Origin of the sequence: Glutamicibacter halophytocola (assembly GCF_001302565.1) — a bacterium.
Classification (GTDB): domain Bacteria; phylum Actinomycetota; class Actinomycetes; order Actinomycetales; family Micrococcaceae; genus Glutamicibacter; species Glutamicibacter halophytocola.
Genome location: NZ_CP012750.1, coordinates 1,523,800 through 1,539,524, shown reverse-complemented (window position 1 = coordinate 1,539,524; position 15,725 = coordinate 1,523,800). Strand labels below are relative to the sequence as shown.

Here is a 15,725-nt window from a genome sequence, read left to right as displayed (position 1 = left end):
CGAAATTCGAACCCTGTAGTGGACCAGAATTCCTGTGCAAGCGGTGTGAGCCTAGGCGTCGCGCTTTTTCAAGGCCACCGTGCCAGCACCCAGCAGCGCAGCACTCCACGCTACAAGAATCACGAACGCCATCGCTGGCCCATAAGGTTCGGTGGCACCTGTGGCCATGAAAGTTGCAGCATTCGTCGGCAGGTACTGGATCAGCGTCTGCACCCAGTCCATGGGTATCAGCTGGAGGATTTGCGGCAGGCAAAGCACGAGGGCAATGAGCGAGACAAGGGCTCCGGCCGAATTCCGGCACAGCAGTCCCAGCCCGAGCACCATCAGATTCAGCAGGGCCAAATAGGTTCCTGCCCCCAGGGAAGCCGAGAACAGATCCGCGAAGGCAAATTGTCCGTACTGCCCGGCGCCCAAGGCAGTGGGAATCGTGGCCACCGGAATCAGCACCAGTCCGGTGGCCATGCCGAGTGTGCCCAGGACCAAAGCCTTGGAGCCCACCATGATTCCGCGGCGTGGCACCGCCTGCAAGGTGCTGGTGATGGTGCCGCTGGAGTACTCGCCGGTCATGTGCAGCGCCGCTGCCGCAGCAAAAAACAGCTGCCCGAACTGCAGCGTGGCAAAGACCAGCAATGGCGCGGGTATCGCGGTGTCGAAGCCGTTGTCGCCGCTGGCCTTGGCGCTGGCGCCCAGCAGCCAGCCCAGCGCAATCGTGGCGAGGATTCCTGCTGCGTACAATCCGGTGAGAGAACGCGAGCCGCGGAACTTCGTGATTTCGGCTCGCGTCGCAGCAAGCAACGGGCCAACGCTGGATACCTGGCGCTTCGGAACAAGATCAAGTGTTTTCATGGGTTCAGCTCCTTGCTGGGGATGGTGCGGTGAATTCCATCGAGTCGTGGGTCAGCTGGTTATAAGCCGATTCCAGCGAACCGCGGGCAGCGCTCAATTCGTGCAATTCGATGTGCTGGGCAAAGGCCAGCGCCCCGATTTCTTCCACCGCCAGGCCCGTGACCCGTACTGCTTGAGCTCCCGCGGGCTGCACCTGGACACCTTGTTGCCCGAGCAGCTCGGCGAGCGCCTGGACTTGCGGCGAGCGCACGGTGACAACCTGTTGCGTGAACTCGGTGATGAGCTGCTCGGTGGCGGCATTAGCGATGAGCTGGCCGCGGCCGATGAGGATCAGCTGGTCGGCTACCTGCTGCACTTCGCTCATCAAGTGGCTGGAGACAAAGACTGTTCCCCCGTTTTCGGCCCGGGTGCGCATCATTTGCCGGATCCATGCGATGCCTTGTGCATCCAGCCCGTTCATCGGCTCATCGAGGATGAGGACTTGCGGGTCGCCGAGCAATGCGGCGCTGATGCCAAGGCGCTGGCGCATGCCCAGGGAGAAACCCCCGATGCGCTTGGAGGCCACGGTTGCCAGTCCGGATTCTTCGAGCACCTGGTCGACTCGATTCTTGGAGATGCGGTTGCTTTGGGCCAGCGCCTGCAGGAATGTCCTGGGCGTATGCCCCGGATGCCCGGCCGTGCCGCTGATGTGGGCTCCCACCGTATGCATGGGGTAAGCCAATTGGCCGTAGCGTTGCCCGTTGACCAGGGCTTGGCCGCTGGTAGGAGCGTCCAGGCCGAGAATCATGCGCATGGTGGTGGATTTGCCGGCTCCATTGGGTCCGAGGAAACCGGTGACCCTTCCCGGTTGAATCTCAACGCTCAGTTCGTTGACGGCGCGGGTGTTGCCGTAGTCCTTGGTGAGTGCTTCGAGCTTGATCATGGTGAACTCCTTTTCCTGGGCTCAACTCTGTCATCGCGCAAAGCCGGGCACACCGGCTGATGGTCGGCAGTTCCGGGTCGGGCTCCCCCGACTTTGGTCGGTGTCAGCTTCCACTGGTCTTGCGTAGCATGATCATCATGGCTATCCAGTGGAAGCAGGTCCTGCTGCTCATCGTTCTCGCGCTGAGCGCGTACCTGCTTCCGCTGTCTACCAGCGGAGCGTGGCTGTTCCTGGCTCCGCTAGCCGCCGTCGGCAGCTTTTTTGCGGGGCGCCGCGTGGACTCGGTGGTCCATGGCATCATTGCCTTGGCGGCCGGAGCGCTCGCTGCGGGGATTACGCTTATTTTTTCCACTGATGTCAGCGTGCTGACCTTTGCCTTGAATCTCTCGACCGGGGTGGTCTTGTTCGTCCTATTGCCCTGGTGGGCGGGACGGGCCAGGCGCAATGCATTGTCCTTCCGGGCCCAGGAACGCCACCATGCAGTGATCCAGGCCGGGCTTCGCGAAAGAGCGCGCATTGCCGAGGCGATGCATGACCAATTGGGGCATGACATGGCGCTGTTGGCACTGTCTACCGGTGGGTTGCAGATGGCCCTGGACAGGGAGTCGGAGGCTTACCAGTTCGCCGTGCGCATCCGTGCCCAGGCTGATCAGGCCGTTGAGCACCTGCACGAGATTATTGAAGTGCTTCATGATCCGAATCAGAATGCATCGTTGAGCCCCCAGGAGCATTCCCTGGAAAGGCTGATAGCCCAGGCGCGCAGCCGGGGCATGCAGATCAACTACCAGGTGACAGGTTCGGACCCCGCAGCCCAGCCTGGCTCGCTTACCGGCGCTGTCCTGCATCAGGTGCTGCAGGAGGCGCTGACCAATGCTGCCAAATACGCGCCGCATCATCTGGTGGACGTGGAGCTTGATAGCAGTGCGGATCCCATGACCTTGCGGATCAGCAATCCGCTGGACGGTTCCCCGCCGCCGGCGCGGTCCGGGGCCACGGGCCTGCGCACCCTGCGCGCGGCATTAGCCTTGCATGGCGGATCCTTGCGCGTGAACCGTTCCGATGATTTCTTTGAAGTGGTGGCCACGATCGGCCGGTTCCAGCCGGATTCCGGGTTGCCGCCGGAGCCGGGGTCCGGCAAGGCTTCTTCACGATGGCTGCTGGTTCTTGTGCCCGTCCTTGCGGTTGCGGCCATGGTGCTGGGCCTGTACTTTTTGCAGTTGGCGACCTTCCGGGCCACGGCGTTGAGCCCGGCTGATTTCCAGCAGCTCGCGACGGGGATGACCCGGGAGGAAGTCGCTGAGCATGTCCAGGCCAAGGGTCTGGACCAGCCTCTTCCGGTGATCGATGAATCCCGGCTGCCGGCCAGCGGCCAGTGCCGGTACTACGCTGCGCGCACCGGGGTGCTGGACCTGGGCAGCGAGATGTTCCGGCTCTGCTTCTCGGATGATGTCCTGATATCCGCCGACCACCTCTACCCCGCGTCATAGGATCAATACATGAGCACAGAACATCCGGTAGGGCTACTGCTTGTTGATGATGATCCGCTGATCCGCGCAGGGCTTGGGACCATCCTCGCCAGCGACCCGGGGATCAAGATCCTGGGCGAAGCAGAGAATGGGATCCGCGCTATCGAACTGGCAGCTCGGCTCCGCCCCCAGGTGACCATGATGGATATCCGCATGCCCCAGCTTGATGGGCTCGGTGCGATGGAGCGCATCCTGGCCCAGGACCCGGAGGCCAAGGTGCTGATCCTGACAACTTTTGGCGAGGAAGAGTATATCGATCGCGCCATGGCCGGCGGTGCGGCCGGGTTCATGCTCAAGAGTTCCAGCCCCGAAGAGTTGATCGGGGCGGTCCATTCGGTAGCCGATGGCGCCGCGGCGCTCTCCCCGCGCATCGCCAAGCGCCTGGTCGACAAGGTTCGCAGCCTGGATCATGGGCGGCACACCGTGGCCACTTCGCTGATTGCACAGCTCACGCCGCGTGAACGTGATGTCTTGTCGCTTGTCGGGGCCGGGGATTCAAATGCGGAAATCGCCGGAGAGCTGGTGCTAACTCCTGCCACCGTCAAGGGGCATATGACCTCGATTATGCTCAAGCTCGGTGTGCGCAATCGCGTTGAAGCGGCTTTGATCGCGTATCAGAGCGGCATGGTCAACCAGCAAGACTAGCCGCTGCTGACCACTGCCTCCATGTATTCTCCCCTGCAGCAACCTTGGCCTTCTGCCGTCCATGCCGTGGCCATGGCGGCCTTGTGTCCCATCGCACTACCCACGCCCGGGAATATTTGACGCATCAACTTGTTATTACATGCATACGCATATAAATTGAATATAGGCGCACACCGCAACATCTCAACAACAAGCAGGAGTGGACATGCAGTTCGGAGTATTTTCAGTCAGCGATATCACCCGCGACCCCACCACCGGCCGCATCCCCACCGAAAAAGAACGCATCGACGCATCGGTGGCCATCGCCAAGAAGGTCGAAGAAATCGGCATGGATGTCTATGCCATAGGCGAGCACCACAACCGCCCGTTCTTCTCTTCCTCCCCAACTACCACGCTGGCCTACATCGCCGCGCAAACCGAGCGAATCATCCTCTCCACGGCCACCACGCTGATCACCACCAATGATCCAGTCAAAATTGCCGAAGACTTCGCGATGTTGCAGCACCTGTCTGGCGGGCGCGTGGATCTGGTGCTCGGACGCGGCAACACCGGCCCGGTCTACCCGTGGTTCGGCAAGAACATGCAGGACTCGGTGAACCTGACCGTTGAGAACTACAACCTGCTGCGCCGCCTGTGGGATGAAGATGTCGTGAACTGGGAGGGCAAGTTCCGCACTCCCCTGCAGAACTTCACCTCGACGCCTCGCCCCCTGGATGATGTGGCTCCCTTCGTGTGGCACGGTTCCATCCGCACCCCGCAAGTAGCCGAGATCGCGGCCTACTACGGCGACGGGTTCTTTGCCAACAACATCTTCTGGCCAAAGGAGCACTACCAGCAGCTGATCAACCTCTACCGCGAACGCTACGAGCACTACGGCCACGGCAAGGCCCACCAGGCCGTCGTCGGACTGGGCGGACAGTTCTACATGGCCAAGGACTCGCAGCAGGCGGTCAAGGAATTCCGCCCGTACTTCGATAATGCCCCGGTCTACGGACACGGTCCTTCCTTGGAGGACTTCACAGCCCAGACGCCACTGACCGTTGGGTCGCCGCAGCAGGTACTGGAAAAGACCCTGACCTTCCAGGAATACTTCGGCAGCTATCAGCGCCAGCTCTTCCTCGTTGACCACGCCGGCCTGCCGTTGAAGACGGTGCTGAACCAGCTCGACATGTTTGGCGAATTCGTTCTGCCTGAACTGCGCAAGGAAATGGAGTCGCGGGAACCAGCCGACCTGGCCCCGGCCCCGACGCATGAAGGACTGGTCGCCGCGCGCCGGGCTAAACTGGAAGCTGACGTAGCAGATACCGAGGAGCCAGTAGCAAGTGACCGGGACCAGTAAAGCTGTAGCCTCCTTGAAGGTCACTACCGATGCCTGGGAGTCCCTCTTCCGGGCGCAGGTGGCGGTCATGCGCCAGATCACCGCCATGCCGGAGTTCGGCAAGCTGTCCATGCGCGAATACGACGTGCTGTTCAACTTGCGCACCTGCCCGGGTGGCAAGAGCCGCATGGTTGAGCTGAACAAGCAGCTGCTTATTTCCCAGCCCAGCTTGAGCCGCATGGTCGTGCGGCTGGAAGACCAAGGCCTGGTCGTGCGCGAACCAGACCCGGTGGACCATCGGGCCACCCGGCTCTCGCTGACAGACAAGGGGCTGAAACTGCAGCAAGAGATCGGCCGCGAGCATGTGAAGCATCTGCACGAGCTGCTGGGCACGGCATTATCCGAAGAAGAATTCCTCGAGTTGAACCGCTTGAGCAGCAAATTGCGTCGCGCAGTTCAATAATCCCCGGGAGATCGCCCGGCAGGATTGGGTACAGCACCCTTCCTGCCGGGTATTCTTGCACCATGGGAGCAGGCACGCACGTTGCTTGAAAGTTCAGTTCAAAACAGAAGGAAGATCATTGTTGAAGGACGAGCAGCTGCTGAGCCTCGACGTAGCAGCCAGCCAACTCGGCGTCGAAACCAAGGATCTCCGAAGCTACCTGAGAAAGCATCGCCCCAAGGGCGCGGTGCAAGTCCCCAATAAGCCCGGCGGAAATTGGCATCTGCACCCAAGCCTGTTGCAGCAACTGCAATTTGCTGGGGCGCCCGGCATAGACGCACCGCTGCTCCCCATCGATGATGCCACCCTCGATGCGCTGGAATGGTCCGAGTGGATCCCCTTCGAACAGTCCGCCGAACAAGCGCCAGTTCTGCCCGGAGTCTATGTCGTCCGGGAACGCGGCCAGGAGCAGAGTCCGCCGCTGTACATCGGGCAAGCCGGCGAGCGAAACGGCAAGGGCCTGCGTGGACGCTTGAAGGTCTACTCCAGCGGCATGGGCGCCACCTCGGGCCTTGGAAAGTATGCCATGAATTTGGCGTTGGCCGATTCAGCATGGCTGGCCCAATTCGTCCACGAGGCCGAAGCCGGTCGCCCCGAGAGCGTAGAACGCATGGCGCGTCGAGCCATCGACCGGTTGAATCTGGAAGTGCGGTGGGTGCCGTGCGTCCACCGCAAAGCGGCCATGCTCTTAGAGGCTGCACTCATCAAGAAGCACTCCTCAACGCTGTGGAATGGCTCCAGCGACAATGAACAGGACAGCTCCGAAAAATAATCATCGCCCAATACTGCTTGCTTCTGCGCGGTGACCGGTTCACTGTAGGAATATCTGCAGAACCAGTACTGCGGTTGATGATTTGAGGAGTAGGCGATGGGGCCAGTTACTTGCGATGTGACAGTATCTTCTGATGGATTTTGCGCAGGACCCCATCAGAGCATGCAGTTCCCTCTCGGCGAGGGCGCAGAAGAACTGCACCGCTGGCAATTCGAGCGCACCGAAGAAAATGCCGAGGAAATCGCGGCAATCACCGAAGCCGCCGCGTTCATCATGGGCAGCCACATGTTCGGTCCGCCTCCTGGCCATCATGCAACGGACTGGACCGGCTGGTGGGGAGATAACCCGCCATACCATGCGCCGGTTTTTGTGCTCAGCACCCACCCCCGGCCGCTGATTCGCCTCGACGGCGGGACCAGCTTCCAGTTCGTCACCGAGGGAATCCACGAAGCGCTCTCCGAGGCGCAGGAAGCTGCTGGCGAACAGCCAGTGGCCATCGCCGGTGGCGCCAACACCATCGTGCAGTTCCTGAACGCGGGCCTCATCGACGAGCTGCGGCTTCATATTGCGCCCATCAAGTTGGGGCGAGGCGAAGCCATCACCGTAGAAAATATCGAAACCCACATGGACCGGTACTCGCGTCGCGAAACAACGCTGGCCACTCACGTGTACTACCGGCGTCGGCGCTAGGAACTGCTGGGATTTATTTGTAGAAGCCCTCTCGGAGGTTGATCCCGTGCTCCAGCCAGGCTTTCATCGCGGCCAGCATGCCGGTCCATCCCATGCAATTGCCAAAGGCCGCCTTGGCGCCGGCGGGGTTGGCCTGCCACGAGCTTTCGGTGATCTCCACTTTGGTTCTGGTGCTGTCATCCACCGAGGTGAATTCGAACGTCACCGTGGTCATCTGGTCTTCAGCAGTGGCATGCTCTGCGCCCCACTGCACGACGATCCTGCGGGGAAATTCGGTGTCGACCACCTTCACCGGGAACGCGCCGGGGAAATCGTGGAAGTCCCAGGAGACTGTTGTTCCGGCCTCCAACCGGCCTTCCGCCCCACCGGTCGTGAAGTAGCTCGACAGTTGCGCCGGATCTGCGACGGCCTCATAAACCTGGGTCACCGCCCTGGAAATGAATCCCGAAACGGTAAATGACAGTTGTTCTAGCTCTTCATCTGATGACATGTTCCATGTTTACGCCAGATGCCATATCCATTCAATACCTGCAGAACTTTTCCCAGCTGATTGCTTAGTCAAACACCGAATGGCTTGGCGTAGTGGAATCCGCCTTGAGGCAGTTTTGATTCATTGAATACGCGCACCATGAAGTGCTCGCCCCAGCTGCTATCGCTCGGGGCAATCCCGCGGGCTTCAGCCGGTTCGTACCCGAAACGGCGATAATATCCAGGGGCGCCCAACAGGACGATACCGCTCAGGGATTCCGCCTCGGCCCGGTCATGAATGCTTTGCATCAAGATCGATCCTACACCACGATGCTGGTACTCCGGGGCAACAGCCAGCGGGCCAAGCCCCAGCAGGGGTTCACCGTTGATGATGCCCCAGGTGGCAATGACGTGGCCAATGACCACTGAATCGTCAAGGGCAACCAGGGAGAAGCGCGAGTCATATTCTTCGCAGTCGAACAGATTCTGAAGCAATCCGACTTCCTCGGGCTCAACCATCGGGTCGATTCCAGCAAAAGCAGCATGCGTTACTGCATACACCGCTGCACGGTCATCGAAGACTTCAGGACGGATATGCATGATCGCAAACCTACCAAACCTCGCCGACCGAGGAAAATTCAGCCGGTGTTTTGATCGATTCTTAACTGGCACGAAACCTGAAGTCTTTACGACCAATGCCAACAGGTTAAAAGCACTGAAAGATTGTTCACCTGGGGTTCACTTTTGGCCATGAAATTCGCCGTGAATGCAACGGGGGGCAAGGCGTCGATCCCGTTTATTCGACTTTGAAGCCCGCATCGATCCCGCCACTGCCTCGATCGAGTTGCCTCAGGTGAAGAGCGATTCCAGGGGCAGTTACGGCTTGCCAACGGGGCGATCGCCATAGCCAACGCAAGCCACCGAACCAAATGATGAACAAGCCCAAAACTTGAGCATCTTGGTTAGTCCATTCATCATCAACCAATTGCAGAAACCTTGTATCGGCTTGCAAATGGTGGTGGAATGAGTTTCGCATCGCTCATCACCTGCAGTGGAGGACCAATGAAACAGTCTCATGCCTCAAAGATCACACTGTCCGCAATCTTGTCAGCAGCGCTCATGGCCGCTTTATTGCCACTATCCCCTGCGACAGCTGCTCCGCCGGCGCCTGGCACTGCACAGGTTGCTGCACCAATGGTCGCGGTGGATTCCATCGTGCAGATTGCTTCGAAGAAGATCCAGCGCGATCCAGGCAAAACGGATGTCTTCGTTAATAGGAACTACCCGTTGAGCCCGAAAAAATATGCTCCGAAAACCGTGGCCGTCAAGGGCACCAATGTTCGGCTGAAATCCTCGGCAGCCTCTGCATACTCCAAGATGGTCAAAGCGGCGGCCAGGGATGGCGTGCGCATTCGAGCCGTCAGCGGCTATCGTTCCTACGCCCGCCAGGCTGAGTTGTACAACTACTACACCCGCATCTACGGCCAGAGCTACGCATCCAAAATCTCGGCAATTCCCGGAACCAGCGAGCACCAAACCGGGCTGGCCATCGACGTTGGCAACCACAACCGCGCCTGCGGCCTGCAGGCTTGCTTCGCCAACACTCCAGTGGGCAAGTGGGTCGCCAAGAATGGCCACAAGTACGGCTTCATCCTCCGCTATCCCAAGGGACAAGAATCAGTCACCGGCTACTCCTACGAGCCATGGCATTTCCGCTATCTTGGCACCACGTTGGCCAAGAGCTACAAGAATTCAGGCGCAAAAACTCTCGAGGCCTACTATGGCGTCGCTGGCAACGGGTCCAAGAACAATTCTGGCAAGAAGTCCAAGGGCACCGCAAAAACCACCGCGAACCTGAACATGCGCTCCGGTGCAGGCACGAACAATCGGATTCTGCTCACGATCCCGCGAGGCAAAAGCGTACAGCTGACCGGCTCCAAGAAATCGGGCTGGTACCAGGTGCGGTACAGCTCCAAGACCGGATGGGTATCCGGGACCTACCTGCGCGACGTGTCGATGCCTTCCACTACGAAGAAAAAGGAAAGCTCCAAGGACAACAAGCCCAAAAGCACTCAATCCAAGTCCGCAAAGACCACCGCGAATCTGAACATGCGCACCGGAGTTGGCACGGGAAACCGGGTCATCTTGACGATTCCTCGCGGCAAGCAGGTGGCCATCACCGGATCCAAGAAGTCCAGGTGGTATCCGGTTGCGTACGCAGGCAAGTCAGGATGGGTTTCGGGCCATTACTTGAGCGGCTTCTCCGACTCGGCGCCCAAGTCTAAGAGCCAGAAGCAGAAGTCCAGCTCGAAAACTGCCTCCAAAAAGACCATCGCCAATTTGAATATGCGCACCGGTGCAGGAACAAATCATCGCGTGGTGCTCACCATCCCCAAGGGCAAAAAGGTGGCTTTGACCGGTACCCAGAAGTCTGGCTGGTACAAGGTCAAGTACTCGTCCAAGACGGGCTGGGTGTCGGGCAAGTACCTGCGCTAAACCAGTCATGGGACTACGGCTGTGCCCCCTGGGCATTATTGCCAAGGGGGCACAGCCGCGGTTGAGTTGCCAACTGTTTTCCGGTCACGGCCTGTCGGCCAGAACTAGTACTAGTAGTTCAGCGCCCGGTAATTCAAGGCTCCGCCGGTGGCCGACTCACCATGAGTTTCCACGTGGATGTGGTCCATGTGCTTGGTGGTGTCTGTCCAATTATTGGTGAATTGAGTGCCGTACTTGCCAGAGGTGGAGTAAGGCTCCCAGCCCTTTTTGGCAGACAACCAGATCTTGTCCTGCCAAATCAGGTAGCTGATCCCCAACTGCTGGCGATTATCCAAGAGGAACCGGGCAATGCGGTCGCCAGCTTGAATGCCGGATGCACTCTTGTAGTTCGCCATGACCACGTCCACGGCTCTTCCGGAACTGTGTCCGGTCGAGCCGGCACGAATCGTGCCCAGCGAGGTGAAGTCGCCGGCGAAAAGCCGGCGAACCGTATTCATGACCAGCTGGGTATCGCTGCGCACGCCTTGCAGCTGAGAGGAAGTGAGGTATTTGGAGCTGATGTAGCCACTGCCGATCCGGCTGGAGACCTTGGACCAGCCGTTCGAGGAAGAGCGAACGGTGACCTTCTCGCCCGCCTGGACGACGCCAAGCACCCGGTACCCGGTACCTGCACCGGATCGCAGGTTTACGCCAACGGACGCGTAGGCGACCGTGGAGGACGGACCTTCTGGCTGCGGCTTCTGGCTCACTGGGGCCTTGCCAAGATAGGCCTTGCTGACCCATCCGGTTCCCTTGGACGAGGATACCTGGGCCCAGTTGCCCGAGTAGCGATAAATCTTGATCTTTTCGCCCGCGGGAATCACGCCAACGGAGCGGTAGCTGGTTCCCGCCCCGGTTCGAAGGTGCAGGCTGGCCGTCGTATATCCCGTGGTGGGTGACGATTCAGGGCTAGGCTTCGGTGGGTTAGAGGAGCTGGCTGCGGGCTTGAGGTAGCCAAGGCTGGACCAGCCGGTCCCCTTTGACGATCGGACCTTGGCCCACCCACCTGAAGTTTGCAGGACGGTAACGCGTTCGCCCTTGGGGATGATCCCCACAGTGCGATACCCGGTTCCAGCTCCGGTACGCAGGTTCAGGTTCGCAGTGGTGTAGCGAAGGGTGCCGCTGCTCGAATTTGACGTTGTGGCGACGGCTTCCAAGTATGAATTGGAGGACCAGCCGGTCTTGCCAGCGTATTTGACCTTGCTCCACTTGCCACTGGTCGCCAAGACCGCGAGTTTGGTGCCCTTGGGAATGACAGCCAGGGTGGCCGAAGCGGTCGTCGCCTTGGCACGCATGCGGAGGTTCGCGGTGGAGCGCTTGGCAATAGTGGACTTCGCCGCGACAACGTTCAGTTTGCTCGTAGGCAATGACTTGGGAACCTCAGCATTGGCAGCGGTAGCCACGGTAGCTTGAGCACCCGTTCCAATGGTCATGGTTAGGGCCAGCGCCACAGCGGCGGTGCGTCCAGGAATCCTCATTAGGTCCTTCTTGTCGTGAATCGGGGTGGACTCATTTGCGCATTGCACGCGTGTTGCAGCGTTCCCCGGGCCAGAGTGATGCGAGTTGACTTGGTTTTGGCCTCAGTCACGAGACTGCGCCGGTATCGTGCCCCAAATGGGTCTACGTTCTTGTTGTAACTTTGCCACATCTCGCCCGTCCGCGCACCTGCAATGGGCCAAATCAGCGCCCGATTCTGAGGTTGATGAACAGGATTGCATTCCGCCTGCTACTTTTCAGTAGTCAAAATCCCGCTGAATCAACTGGGCAGAGGCCACGATCCACGATCCGGTTGGCCTTCGCGGTGACGGAGTCTGCATACCTGGGTTGGGGCAGCGACGCGTTGAGCCAATGCAAAAACTCCGGGCAACCGAGTTGCCCGGAGTTCCTGCGTTATTTTTGACGCTTGTCGTTGCTGTGGACTAGTGCTCGTCAGCGGTAATCGAGTCCCGGTCCACGGTGAAAGAGGTTCGCGCGGATACGGCAGAAGCTCCTGTTCCCTGGCTCCCGTTGAGCCACACGTCATCGCCGGCCTCGACCGATGAAATCTTGACGGCGTCATCGGTACGGGTCAGATCCCTGCGCAGGGTTTCAGGAACGAGGAAGGTGGAAGCCACCGTAATGGAAGCCAATACCGTCATGTATAGTCCCAGCACCAGCCAGTTGCCATCAGTGATGGCAATCAGGTACGCACCTAGCACGCCGGCCAGGCCGCCAGCCAGGACGGCCGAGAGTTCGCGAGCCATGGCCACGCCAAGGTAGCGGTGGCGGCTGCCGAACAGTTCCGGAAGCATGGCGCACTGTGGGCCAAGCATCGTGGCCACGGCGAAGCCAATGCCAATCGCGATCACTGCGATAGCCAGGACGTGGTTGCCCAGGGTCAGTGCCCACCATGCCGGCAAGGAGTACACCAGCATGAAGACTGCGCCCGCACGGTAGATGATGCGTCGTCCGAAACGATCGGAAAGCGCGCCAGCCAATGGAACGGTGAACACACCGATCAGCGAACCAATGGTGACACCCCAGGTCAGCAATCCCTTGTCGGCTTCTGGACCGATAACGGTGACGAAGAAGCTCAAGGCCAGCCCCTGGAACATGTAGGAACCGCCGTTTTCGGCCATGCGCAGACCGATTCCCACCAGCACGCCCGGGAAGCCGGTGCGGAAGAGCTCGCGCAGCGGGTGCTCTGAAACCTGTTCCCGCTTTTCCATCTCAACAAAGGTTGGGGTTTCTTCCAGCTTTGAGCGGATGAGCACGGCCAGGATGATCAGCGCAAAGGATGCCAAGAACGGAACTCGCCAGCCCCAGCTCATCAGCGCTTCTTCGGGAAGCATGGTCAGCAATGAGAAGACAATGCCTGCCAGCAGGGTTCCTGCCTGAATACCGATAAATGGCAGTGCCGAGAAGAATCCGCGGCGGGCAGCTGGCGCGTATTCCGCCATCAAGACCGTGGCCCCTGCCTGTTCCGCACCAGCGCCAAAGCCCTGGAGCAGGCGCAGCAGCACCAGCAGGATAGGCGCCCAGATGCCTGCCGTTTCATAGGTCGGAAGCACGCCGATAAGTGTCGATGCTCCGCCCATGAGCATGATGGTGATGATCAGGACAATTTTTCGCCCCAGCCGGTCGCCAAGCATTCCGAAGAACAATCCGCCGAAAGGACGAGCGACAAAGCCGACGCCGAAGGTCGCGAATGCTGCGACCGTGGCCATGGCAGGGTCCCCCTGGGGGAAGAACAGCACATTGAAAATCAGTGCGGTGGCGAGGCCATAAAGAGCAAAGTCGAAATACTCTAATGCGCTGCCGATGCTGGAGGCTAGGGTCGCCCGCTGCAGGTTCTTGGCGTAGTGCGCATCGAGCGCTGCCCCACCGGAGCCAGCGGCCCGTTCTGGTGTTGTATTCATGGAGGTCTCCTTCGACGAGTGAATCGCATCACTACTTCCTGCATTGAAGATACCAGCATAGCGAACGGTGTACAACATAGTGGACGCTTAAATTTAGGGAGAATCCGGAACACGAAAAAGCGCCGCCCCATCGTCCCGCTGTAAGCGGGGCGATGGGGCGGCGCCGTGAACTTCTTATCCGGCTGGCTTCCTCGCGGCGTTTTAGTCGCGTGCCGTGCGCGCCCTCCAGGGATTTTCTAGCCGGGCAGCCACCTCGCGCAAGGCGGTGCCAATCGCGGCCACACGCACCGGATCAGCCTGGTCCGAAGGCATGGCGGTTCCCAGGGCCAAGGGAGGATCCCCAGGAGACCAGGCGGCCAGGGGCACCGCTACGCCGGTCACGCCGCTGGTTGAATGCCCTTCATCCACCGCAAATCCACGCTCGCGAGCAACAGCCAGGCGCTGGCGCAGATCCTTGGCGGTCACTTCAAGGCCGTCAATGCCGCTGCGCATCGGCAGAACGCCATCCATCAGCTCCGCGAGCTGGTCATCACCCAACGACAGGAGCAGCGCATTGCCGGTGGCGCTGAAAGCCGCAGGCAGGCGGGAACCCAAAGGTGCGCCAAAGCGATAAGGGGTGCGCCCTTCATGGCGGGCCAAATACAGTGCATCAGCACCGTCGAGCATGGCAATCTGCACCAGCTCTCCATGCAAGGTCGGCGATGAGGAGATCAGTCCGAAGAATTCGCGCACCTGGTTGAACTGGAGGGAATAAGCTCCGCCGAGTTCTGCATTGCGGCGCCCCAGCCCAAAACCGTCGCCGGTGCGCCGAATCATCTCGCCATCTTCCAATGCCTGACAGAGGTTGGCGCAGGAGGATTTGGCAATGCCCAGAGTGCGCGCAAGCTCGCTGAGCGAAAGGGCGCGGCCATCGGCTTCGGCGAGCAAGCCAAGGATTCCGATTGCGCGCGTCACCGCGGGCGCGGGGTCGCGCGCACTCCGCTCCCCAGCACCATCAGCTACTTCGTTTACGCTTGTCATCAGTAGAATTCTACGGTATCCACCTTGTTGCGCAATACCTGCCCGTCAAGGAAACAGGTGGCATTGTGCGCAAAAAGCCGGGCAATTCGAGTGGTTTCCTGGTTGCTCAATGCGGCGGTATGCGGGCTAATCAAAACGTTCGGGTGATCCCACAAAACACTATTCGGCGCCAAGGGCTCCTGCGCCACTACATCCAAGGCAGCGAATCCGATGCGCCCGGCTTCCAGTGCTGGGATCAGGGCCGATTCATCCACTACTGTTCCGCGGCCGACGTTCACAAAAATCGTTCCTTCGCTAACAGCTTCAAAGACCGCGGAGCCAAGCAGCCCTTCGGTGCTTCCCGTACCTGGAAGGGTTGCGACGATGGCATCTGCCTCGGCGGCTGCGGCAGCAAGCTGCGAGGGATCGATCAGCCGATCCACGCCGGATACCGGTTTGCCGCTGCGCGAGGTGCCCCAGACAGTGGAACCGCAAGCCTTGAATCGTTCAGCCACCGCCTTTCCAATTCCACCCAACCCAACGACGAGAATCGTCATCTCATCAAGATGGCGCATGCGCCAGCGTTCCGAAGGCCAGTTTTTCCGCGCCTGGTCGGCTTCCAGCTTTCGAAGATTCTTCGCGCCAGCCAGCACGCCGAAAAGCGCAAACTCCGCCAGGGTCGAGCCGTGGACACCGGCGCTTGTCGTGAAGGTGACGCGGTCAAGCTCATCGGCATTCAGCCCTGCGGCCTTCACTTGGGCGCCGCCACCGGCGGCAGTGGTATGCACCCAGAGGAGATCCGGATTCTCGCGGACGGTCCTCTGCAATAGCCCGGGATTCACATCCGGGATGCCAAAAAGCGCTTGCGAGGACGCCAGGATCTGGTGGTAGCGTTCCGCTTGCTCCGGCGTGCGGCTGAACGAGGGCTCGCCTTCCCAGTCGCCGTGCCAGCGCTGTGGCCGGTAGAGTCCGGGTTCATAAATGAAATCCAAACGTGGTTCGAGTTCCCGCATCAGCTCCAGGTCCGCAGCCGGCAAATCTACGGCAATTCCCACACGCAGGCGTTGTGTTGTTGGCATCATCGCTTCCTTTTCTTTCCGTCGA

At 60.0% G+C, this 15,725-nt stretch carries 15 protein-coding genes; 7 read left to right on the top strand and 8 right to left on the bottom strand.

The features are described from left to right. Positions 1-51: 51 nt before the first annotated feature. Both AOZ07_RS07120 and AOZ07_RS07115 read right to left on the bottom strand, forming a co-directional pair. Entirely contained in the window at positions 52-846 is a 795-nt protein-coding gene (locus tag AOZ07_RS07120) for an ABC transporter permease subunit (protein WP_060701375.1), read from the bottom strand. Between the two features lie 4 nt (positions 847-850). After that, positions 851-1,768 carry an ATP-binding cassette domain-containing protein gene (locus AOZ07_RS07115; RefSeq protein ID WP_060701374.1) on the bottom strand — a complete coding sequence of 306 codons (918 nt, stop codon included), beginning with the start codon at positions 1,766-1,768 and terminating at the stop codon, positions 851-853. A gap of 137 nt (positions 1,769-1,905) precedes the next feature. On the opposite strand from AOZ07_RS07115, the gene AOZ07_RS07110 reads away from it, so the two are divergent. The 6 genes from AOZ07_RS07110 (at position 1,906) to AOZ07_RS07085 (ending at position 7,221) form a co-directional block, all read left to right on the top strand. After that, positions 1,906-3,255 (top strand): sensor histidine kinase, encoded by a 1,350-nt coding sequence (locus AOZ07_RS07110; protein WP_194943826.1) that lies wholly within the window; start codon positions 1,906-1,908, stop codon positions 3,253-3,255. 9 nt (positions 3,256-3,264) lie between these two features. After that, complete coding sequence (locus tag AOZ07_RS07105; protein ID WP_060701372.1) at positions 3,265-3,939, top strand: response regulator; 675 nt, start codon at positions 3,265-3,267, stop codon at positions 3,937-3,939. A gap of 205 nt (positions 3,940-4,144) precedes the next feature. Continuing rightward, a complete protein-coding gene (locus AOZ07_RS07100; protein ID WP_060701371.1) occupies positions 4,145-5,278 on the top strand; it encodes an LLM class flavin-dependent oxidoreductase in 1,134 nt (377 codons plus the stop codon). Continuing rightward, positions 5,262-5,720: a MarR family winged helix-turn-helix transcriptional regulator gene (locus AOZ07_RS07095; RefSeq protein WP_060701370.1), complete on the top strand. Its 459-nt coding sequence runs from the start codon at positions 5,262-5,264 to the stop codon at positions 5,718-5,720. The genes AOZ07_RS07100 and AOZ07_RS07095 overlap by 17 nt, the downstream gene beginning before the upstream one ends. 118 nt (positions 5,721-5,838) lie before the next feature. Further along, complete coding sequence (locus AOZ07_RS07090) at positions 5,839-6,531, top strand: hypothetical protein (RefSeq protein ID WP_060701369.1); 693 nt, start codon at positions 5,839-5,841, stop codon at positions 6,529-6,531. A 96-nt stretch (positions 6,532-6,627) separates the two neighbouring features. Beyond that, entirely contained in the window at positions 6,628-7,221 is a 594-nt protein-coding gene (locus tag AOZ07_RS07085) for a dihydrofolate reductase family protein (RefSeq protein ID WP_060701368.1), read from the top strand. 13 nt (positions 7,222-7,234) lie between these two features. On the opposite strand, the gene AOZ07_RS07080 is transcribed toward AOZ07_RS07085, so the two are convergent. Both AOZ07_RS07080 and AOZ07_RS07075 read right to left on the bottom strand, forming a co-directional pair. Continuing rightward, positions 7,235-7,711, bottom strand: coding sequence for an SRPBCC domain-containing protein (locus AOZ07_RS07080; protein ID WP_060701367.1), 477 nt, complete (start codon positions 7,709-7,711; stop codon positions 7,235-7,237). A 68-nt stretch (positions 7,712-7,779) separates the two neighbouring features. Then, the gene (locus AOZ07_RS07075) at positions 7,780-8,289 is read right to left on the bottom strand and encodes a GNAT family N-acetyltransferase (protein WP_075972439.1); all 510 of its coding nucleotides are present in this window, start codon (positions 8,287-8,289) and stop codon (positions 7,780-7,782) included. 519 nt (positions 8,290-8,808) lie between these two features. Between AOZ07_RS07075 and AOZ07_RS18135 the strand changes: the two genes are divergently transcribed. Further along, positions 8,809-10,185 carry a D-alanyl-D-alanine carboxypeptidase family protein gene (locus tag AOZ07_RS18135; protein ID WP_194943825.1) on the top strand — a complete coding sequence of 459 codons (1,377 nt, stop codon included), beginning with the start codon at positions 8,809-8,811 and terminating at the stop codon, positions 10,183-10,185. Between the two features lie 110 nt (positions 10,186-10,295). Here the strand turns inward: AOZ07_RS18135 and AOZ07_RS07065 are convergent, their stop codons facing one another. The 4 genes from AOZ07_RS07065 to AOZ07_RS07050 form a co-directional block, all read right to left on the bottom strand. Further along, a complete protein-coding gene (locus AOZ07_RS07065) occupies positions 10,296-11,702 on the bottom strand; it encodes an SH3 domain-containing protein (protein ID WP_060701365.1) in 1,407 nt (468 codons plus the stop codon). 441 nt (positions 11,703-12,143) lie between these two features. Further along, positions 12,144-13,622, bottom strand: a complete 1,479-nt coding sequence (locus AOZ07_RS07060) for an MFS transporter (protein ID WP_060701364.1) — start codon at positions 13,620-13,622, stop codon at positions 12,144-12,146. 201 nt (positions 13,623-13,823) lie between these two features. Then, positions 13,824-14,642 (bottom strand): IclR family transcriptional regulator, encoded by an 819-nt coding sequence (locus AOZ07_RS07055; RefSeq protein ID WP_060701363.1) that lies wholly within the window; start codon positions 14,640-14,642, stop codon positions 13,824-13,826. After that, positions 14,642-15,700: a D-2-hydroxyacid dehydrogenase gene (locus AOZ07_RS07050; RefSeq protein WP_236995286.1), complete on the bottom strand. Its 1,059-nt coding sequence runs from the start codon at positions 15,698-15,700 to the stop codon at positions 14,642-14,644. Before AOZ07_RS07050 ends, AOZ07_RS07055 begins: the two co-directional genes overlap by 1 nt. Positions 15,701-15,725 lie beyond the last annotated feature (25 nt).

Excerpts from the sequence above, each read along its gene's own strand:
- AOZ07_RS07120 (WP_060701375.1), bottom strand. The coding sequence starts at position 846 with ATGAAAACACTTGATCTTGTTCCGAAGCGCCAGGTATCCAGCGTTGGC.
- AOZ07_RS07115 (WP_060701374.1), bottom strand. The coding sequence starts at position 1,768 with ATGATCAAGCTCGAAGCACTCACCAAGGACTACGGCAACACCCGCGCC.
- AOZ07_RS07110 (WP_194943826.1), top strand. The coding sequence starts at position 1,906 with ATGGCTATCCAGTGGAAGCAGGTCCTGCTGCTCATCGTTCTCGCGCTG.
- AOZ07_RS07105 (WP_060701372.1), top strand. The coding sequence starts at position 3,265 with ATGAGCACAGAACATCCGGTAGGGCTACTGCTTGTTGATGATGATCCG.
- AOZ07_RS07100 (WP_060701371.1), top strand. The coding sequence starts at position 4,145 with ATGCAGTTCGGAGTATTTTCAGTCAGCGATATCACCCGCGACCCCACC.
- AOZ07_RS07085 (WP_060701368.1), top strand. The coding sequence starts at position 6,628 with ATGGGGCCAGTTACTTGCGATGTGACAGTATCTTCTGATGGATTTTGC.
- AOZ07_RS07080 (WP_060701367.1), bottom strand. The coding sequence starts at position 7,711 with ATGTCATCAGATGAAGAGCTAGAACAACTGTCATTTACCGTTTCGGGA.
- AOZ07_RS07075 (WP_075972439.1), bottom strand. The coding sequence starts at position 8,289 with ATGCATATCCGTCCTGAAGTCTTCGATGACCGTGCAGCGGTGTATGCA.
- AOZ07_RS18135 (WP_194943825.1), top strand. The coding sequence starts at position 8,809 with ATGGCCGCTTTATTGCCACTATCCCCTGCGACAGCTGCTCCGCCGGCG.
- AOZ07_RS07065 (WP_060701365.1), bottom strand. The coding sequence starts at position 11,702 with ATGAGGATTCCTGGACGCACCGCCGCTGTGGCGCTGGCCCTAACCATG.
- AOZ07_RS07060 (WP_060701364.1), bottom strand. The coding sequence starts at position 13,622 with ATGAATACAACACCAGAACGGGCCGCTGGCTCCGGTGGGGCAGCGCTC.
- AOZ07_RS07055 (WP_060701363.1), bottom strand. The coding sequence starts at position 14,642 with ATGACAAGCGTAAACGAAGTAGCTGATGGTGCTGGGGAGCGGAGTGCG.
- AOZ07_RS07050 (WP_236995286.1), bottom strand. The coding sequence starts at position 15,700 with ATGCCAACAACACAACGCCTGCGTGTGGGAATTGCCGTAGATTTGCCG.